The sequence below is a fragment of the Bacillus sp. SD075 genome (assembly GCF_017355165.1).
In the GTDB taxonomy this organism is placed as follows: domain Bacteria; phylum Bacillota; class Bacilli; order Bacillales; family DSM-1321; genus Peribacillus.
The window spans coordinates 1-6599 of sequence record NZ_JADILK010000086.1 but is presented as its reverse complement, the minus strand read 5'-3'; the positions used below and the strand labels follow the sequence as shown (position 1 = coordinate 6599).

The 6599-nt window shown below is 35.6% G+C and carries 6 protein-coding genes; 3 read left to right on the top strand and 3 right to left on the bottom strand.

The window, feature by feature from the left end; genetic code table 11:
* Positions 1-297 precede the first annotated feature (297 nt).
* Positions 298-636, bottom strand: a complete 339-nt coding sequence (locus tag IOC57_RS25095; RefSeq protein ID WP_207441303.1) for a DUF1360 domain-containing protein — start codon at positions 634-636, stop codon at positions 298-300.
* Between the two features lie 219 nt (positions 637-855).
* Here IOC57_RS25095 and IOC57_RS25090 point away from each other — a divergent pair, with 219 nt between their 5' ends.
* Together IOC57_RS25090 and IOC57_RS25085 are read left to right on the top strand one after the other, a co-directional pair.
* Entirely contained in the window at positions 856-1944 is a 1089-nt protein-coding gene (locus IOC57_RS25090) for a BMQ_0737 family morphogenetic spore coat protein (RefSeq protein ID WP_207441302.1), read from the top strand.
* Between the two features lie 323 nt (positions 1945-2267).
* On the top strand, positions 2268-2702 hold the full coding sequence (locus tag IOC57_RS25085; RefSeq protein ID WP_207441301.1) for a M67 family metallopeptidase: 435 nt from the start codon (positions 2268-2270) through the stop codon (positions 2700-2702).
* A 114-nt stretch (positions 2703-2816) separates the two neighbouring features.
* Here IOC57_RS25085 and IOC57_RS25080 read toward each other — a convergent pair whose 3' ends face one another.
* Together IOC57_RS25080 and IOC57_RS25075 are read right to left on the bottom strand one after the other, a co-directional pair.
* Entirely contained in the window at positions 2817-3575 is a 759-nt protein-coding gene (locus IOC57_RS25080) for a GT-D fold domain-containing protein (RefSeq protein ID WP_207441300.1), read from the bottom strand.
* A 12-nt stretch (positions 3576-3587) separates the two neighbouring features.
* Positions 3588-4829, bottom strand: coding sequence for a hypothetical protein (locus IOC57_RS25075; RefSeq protein WP_207441299.1), 1242 nt, complete (start codon positions 4827-4829; stop codon positions 3588-3590).
* Positions 4830-5363: 534 nt separating this feature from the next.
* On the opposite strand from IOC57_RS25075, the gene IOC57_RS25070 reads away from it, so the two are divergent.
* Positions 5364-6599, top strand: a 1236-nt coding sequence (locus tag IOC57_RS25070) for a coiled-coil domain-containing protein (RefSeq protein WP_207441298.1), incomplete at its 3' end; no start/stop codon positions are given.

Genomic DNA, 6599 nt, shown 5'->3' with positions numbered 1-6599 from the left:
ACGAGTTTGTCTACAGTCTGAATCCATTCGTATTGAATGGATTTTACTCAATCGTTTGCTACCCTGATTCTTAACAAAAGAATTGAATGCCCCCTTGCACTTGCTATCCTCAATATACAACACTTCTCCAAATGCCTAAACTTTGACCTAAGAATATATATGCCTCTCTGCCTATGAAACACATTTATGATACCAGCATATAATATTAGTCTGAATAACAATATCCGCATATCAAATTACATAAAGTTCATTATACTTTTCTTTGTCTACCCCTACACGAGTGGGGAAAATGCACGTTCATAATTTAGATTCAATAAAAGCAGCGGCCCCCGCGACAGCAAAGACCAATATGATTGGAAAAGCAGCAGGGAAATTATAATAAGTAAGTACAGTAATGAGGGAACACCAAAACCCTACACACCAATAACAGCTTAAAAGTGAACCTATGAAATAACGAAGTCCTGATCCTTTTATTTCAATGATTTCCTCCATTTGTCCAGAGGCATTTTCCTGGATGGTGGCAGTCAAGAAAGGTTTTCTGATGAATGAAGTGATTTCGTCAAATACAATTAAATGAGTTAAACGGAAGGTAGCCAATATTAAAATAAAAAAATCAAGCCATTCAATAGCCAACAACTATTCACCTCCTAATCTTTCTTTTCATATTTTATGATTTGAATTTTGATTATATAAATATTCAATTATAAATTCATAAAATTTTATTAGCCCATTTTCTAAGAAAAATGTACCCATAAAATGATATCCCCATAGTATGTTAATGTGTTCAAAACCTGATACTGAAGGGAAAGATGTTTGATGAAAAAAAGGAACGTCAAATCTATTCAGGGCCGACAAGTGGTACCGAACCCCATCGGACCTGAATGTATTCGTGTTACAAAAGTATATGACTGGGTTGTTCTAACAAATCGTGATCGCAATAAAGTTCAAATTCCTGAGGAATGTTTTGCAGCAATTGAAGATGCACGTCATGATGGTAACACAATAACAGCTACTTGTTCGGAAGTAGTTGGTACACGAAGCTGTGATTTTATTGGAGCCATTCCAGCTAACATTCCTAGTGTTCCAGGGGCCCAAATTGTTTCCCTTGCTTTCCATGTCCATATCCGCGTTCAATTCTTTTGCAATGGAGAACCGCTACCAGGGTGTAATTTCGTAGTACCTGTTAGTTTCATGGATGAAGTAATCCTATGTTTCCCAGAGGGAACAGAAATCAACTGTAATATTTTCGATGTTCAGTGTACAGTTGTTTTAAATCAAATGCTTGGTGATATGGTTGTACTTGATGTGACCATGTGTAAAGATGTTCAAGTTGAGGCTGAGGTTAAGCTAGAGGTCGAGGCTAAGTTCTGTGGACCACGCCCTGTCATTCCAATTGAAGAAGATGGGTTCGTGTGCCCAACACCACGATTCCCGCAACAATGCCCAACCTTCTTCCCAACATTGAACTGCGAATGCCAAGGTTCAGCAGATTTTAGTGGAGAAGCGTCCATCATTGTATCTGAAGACGGTCTAGGTGGTCCAACAACAGGAAACTTAGATTTGACTGCCCTAGTTTGTGACCAATGTACCCTTTCTGGTAGCAGGATTCAAGTTACCTACATCGATACATTAGGACCTACTCCAATTGGGACCCCAGATTCTGATCTTGACCAAAGCTTCACTTTTACGGCCAATGACTTCTTGCAACCAACATGTACTGGAACCACTGGGATCACTGCAACTGGTACGGGTGTTATTACACCAGCCGGAGGTGTACCAGAAAACGCGACATTCACACTAACGCTAACTGATATTGATCCTTTAGGAGATACTGCTACACTTGTAATAACTGGTGCAACTACAAGCGTTACTATTGCTCTGACAGCTGTAGCTAACCCTGGATTAGAGGTTGAAGTAGGAGATTGCGATCGTTTTCCTGTATAATACTAAAAGCCCGAGGGATGATAATTCCTCGGTTTTTTTTTGTAAAGAAACTTAGAAACTCTAATACCATTATTTACTTCAACACTTAGTAATTGTATCCCGCATTTTAGGCGACCCATTTATTAATTATTAGGTTACATAAAGATTCATGTTTTCATATTTATAGAGCATACCTATAAAAGGAGAGAAAAAAATGGCATCTGATAAGCTAAGACGTAAAGTAAGAAGAAAATTAGGAATGCCTAACCCGCAGCCCAATCAACAACATCAACAAGTCACTCCCTCTGCCCTCCAGGTTCGGCCAGTACGAGCAAAAGGTTGCTGTGGAAAAAACAAATAATCTAGGTTTAACATCCGGTACTTTTTACATCACTAATGATGTTAGGCAAAAATTGATTTCTCACTGCAAACGGGAACTTCCATATGAAGCCTGTGGACTGCTTTCAGGGGAAAATGGGGTCGCAGAAACAATTTGGCCAATGGATAATGTCAATAGGAGCTCCTTTTCCTACTCGATGGATTTAGATCAAATTCGTCATGTATTTGAACTTATCGATAGGAGGAATGAAGAATTGATTGGCATTTACCATTCCCACCCAACAGATGGTGCTTATCCGTCAGAAGGAGATATTACTTTAAATAACTACCCAGAGGTAGGCCACCTTATTATTTCGTTTGCAAACTCTACCCCTGAATTAAAATGCTTCCAACTAACTGGAAAAAAAGTCTTTCCGATACAATTAAAATTCGTGAACTGAATTTAGGGCAAATAAGATACTCGCACTCTTCCTTATGAATCCAAGGTTGAAACTGCGAGTATTATTTTATATTTTTTTCCCTACAATGATTATATTTAGTTTTTGTTTTCCTTTTTAGGAAAACTGATCATTCCACTTTTTTACCAGGTCGGAATGTTTGTATTCTTCCCCATCAAGGATCATATCAAGGGCATGCCCGAAATCAATGGCAACCTTATGGGTCAATTTTGCAATTCTTGGAGCTAAAATGGTTGCCGGAATCCCGGCGGAAATTAACGCTATTTCCCATTCCTGATTAGACTGTAGCTCATTTTGTACTCTACTTAATTCTTCATATCCATTTATAACTGTACTGCCAGTAATTTGCACGCCTTGTTTTTTAAAAACGATTTCTGCTTCTTTTGAACGGCGCCCAACAAGAAATACCTTCTTATTAATCAGCCATGGCCACAATGCCCCCTCGTCTAGGAGGCATTGCATGATCCAAGCACAACAAGCTCTCGATGGCATGAACTTCAGTTGTTTAAGTACATTTCGAGTTTGTTTTGCCCAAGGATCCAATCTCCAAGGGGCAATCAAACCAGCCATGTCTGTATCCCGCAATGACCTGACCAATTCCCTCCTAATTATCTCTGGTGAATTGGATACTCCCGCATAAGATTCATACCGTTTAAATTCCTGAACAAATAATCCATTGGATGGCCAGCTTAAATAGCTTATTTCACCTATTCCAAAACGGGCAAGAGAAAAGCCTTTATTTTGTTTTATCGCCTGGTCCAATGATTTTATCACTTTCATATTATCTAAAAAGGACTTCTCAAAGTGATAATTCCCTTCAACCACCCCACTTCGACCCCCAACATGCTTTGACATTAAACATTTCCCTTATTGTTTCTTCGTTAATAATAAGGAAATTTGATTACTTGAACTGACTTCCAGACCTTGTTCTTTAAAAAACACAAAAGCTTCTACTCGAATATTGCTGTTTTCTTCGGGTTGAAGGACGCTTATTTGTAAATTAGTTAAAGATTCTGTTTGCCTAGGGTTTATATTTTTAGATTGAATTGGACAAATCCAAGTTTCCCCGTTCTCCATTTCTTCAAACCATTCATCATTCATATATTTCCACCCTTTTGTTTCTTCATTTTTCATTACCCCCAACGTTTCGGCAACATTCGGAGGCAAAATTTGCCCAGATATTTTTATACTTTCTGAAGGGGTGGACCGCAGACAGATAACTGGATTCCTCAATACTTCCGTACCTATATTTTTAATATGAACATTTCCAATAAGCTTGATTTTGTTACGTTCTTTATGTTCTTCAATATATATATGATAATCTAAAAACACTTCTGCTTCTTTTCTTTTAGGAATTGTTGGTTTCTTTACTAAAAACTTTTTCTTTTCTGGTAACCTTTTTTCTTTTTGCTTGGTAGGCTCTAAAGTTAACCCAGTATTTTCAGAATGAACAAACATGTTTGAGAAAATTTCAATTGGAACTAATGACAACACAGATAAAGGCGAACTTTCCTGAAATCTAGCTAATATTCCTATTGTTATGGACATCGCATATTTTTCACCAAGTTTTTCCCAAAAATCTTCATCCGTAATAACAGGATACATAATCTGTATGTTAATAAAAGGGTTATTTGCGCCTCTAAATACCTCATTAGATTTAAATTTTGTTCCTGTTCTTGTACATTCATAATGAAAAATATCCAATAACTTTTTATTAGTTGTTTTCGAATTATGAATTAATTCAAGAATGGGCTCATTTATTACTGGAATTTCAAAGAGTGAAAAGTATACATGAAAATCAGCACTTTCTAATTCCTTCTTTTCATCTTTTAGGATCACCTTTGCCCCACATGCAGAAAGAAATGTTTGGATATACTCCAGAACCTTCTTTTCTAAATGGCCCTTTCTATAGGTGTTAAATGTAACATCATAATCGGAAGAAATTACAATTTTTTTACCATGCAATGCAGAACATACTTGCACTTTCCGATTTCTAGTATCTGGCAGCACATCAAAACCCAATTCCCTAAAAAGGTAAGTAAATGCCGGGAGAGACTCATAAGGTATGGTTCCTGCCTCCTTATCTCCAACTTCTACTTTAATATCCATTTATGTATCCCCCTTTATGTTAATCCTGTGCAGATTTAATATTCAAAAGGATAAAAAAATACGTACGGCTCTTTTCACACAAACCCTTATATCACCCAATATTTATAATATGTAAGAGTATTAAAGAAATGATAAAGAATAAACTTAATCACCAATTTGAAATACGGTACATATAACTATTATGGAATCATTTATGAAGGAATCAGTGTTTGATTAAAACCTGTCAAAAGAATATTGAAAAATTGAATCTAAAGATTTTGGTCAAGATGTAATTTTATGAGGAGGAGGATTTACTTTTGCCTACGATGCCCCTCGATGTGTGCCTTATCAGAAAGCAGCACCAACACACTCACGAACGAATGCTACATCTAAAGTTACCAAACCCTTAAAAATTTTGATAAACATCTCCGCAAAGGAACTTCTTGGTCATCATTTACAGTAGCTGAATCTTATCCTGTCTAATTGAGTCCATATTGGTAACGGCAGGAGATTGCAGCCTGTTCACACGTGATCAAAAATAAGGAGTGGTTATTTTTGTATACAGATGATGAAACACAAAAAAGCAAATTGAATAAAATAACTCCAGTTCAACTTCAGCAAATGATCATTCACCTTAGATCTGAACTTTCCCTATACAAATCAAAAGTTAATGAATACGAAGCGAATGATAGTAAAAAGAAAATAAGAAAATTAATAAAACACAATGAAGAAATGATAAATGAACAAAAAACGTATCAAGAACTAATCAATCAGAAGGAACATGATAGGAAGAGTGCAGAAACCAAGGTTCAGAAATTAGAAGAAGAAATAAAGAAATATAAGACCGAACTGCAGTTCGTTAGAGACACCAAAACAAACGACGATAAGAATAAAAATGACATAAAAACGCTTGCAGATAAGAATAAAATATTACAAAGGGAAATTGCTACTCTTCAAAAGAAAGTTGAAGAGTATGAGTCCGCTCAAAAACAAAATGTGAAAGATGAGGAATTTAAAAAGTTCGGCAATGAAGGTTTTAAAAAAATGGCGGATGGGCTTTCAGAAGTGAAATCACTTCTTGCTCCAGTAAATAAAAAAATAACTAATTTAGATGTACAAAGCATTAATTTAGAGATTGAGAAATTAGTTGAAAAAGTCATGTTTTATTTTCAAGAGCAAAATATTTTCAAAAAAGAAATTCAAGAGTTAAAAGGAACCATTAATTCTCTCAACGAAAAAGAAATGAATGATAAAAATGAAATGAATCATCTTACTAAAACCATTGATTTTTTATACGACCAAGAAAAGCAATATAAAGTGGAGATTAAAAATTTCGAAAAAACTCTTTCAGATAAGGAAGTGCGTCATAAACAAGATATTAAAAAATATAAACAGGAAATTGAGAATTACATTTCAAAGATCGGCCGCCTATCGGAACTGGAAAGTCAATATGAGCTAGACATTGCAAATTTAGAACAGATGATTACCGATCTAAATGAAAAAGAAAAAGACCATCAACAAGAAATCGTTCAGTTAAATCAAACGATTAGCGTTGTATCTGAACAAGAAAATAAATATAAAGTGGACATTGATAATTTAGAGAAAGCCATGAGCGAACTTTCCGAACAGGAAAAGCAACAGAAACAAGTTATCGAAAACTTTAAACATGAAATTGAAAATTATACACAAATGATCAACACCTTATCGGAACTGGAAAGTCAATATAAAGTAGACATTGCAAATTTAGAACAGACGATTACCGATCTAAAGGAAAAAGAAAAAGACCAGCAA

What these genes read in the sequence shown, in the direction of transcription:
- IOC57_RS25075 (WP_207441299.1), bottom strand. Translation starts at nt 4,829, where the DNA reads ATGGATATTAAAGTAGAAGTTGGAGATAAGGAGGCAGGAACCATACCT.
- IOC57_RS25080 (WP_207441300.1), bottom strand. Translation starts at nt 3,575, where the DNA reads ATGTCAAAGCATGTTGGGGGTCGAAGTGGGGTGGTTGAAGGGAATTAT.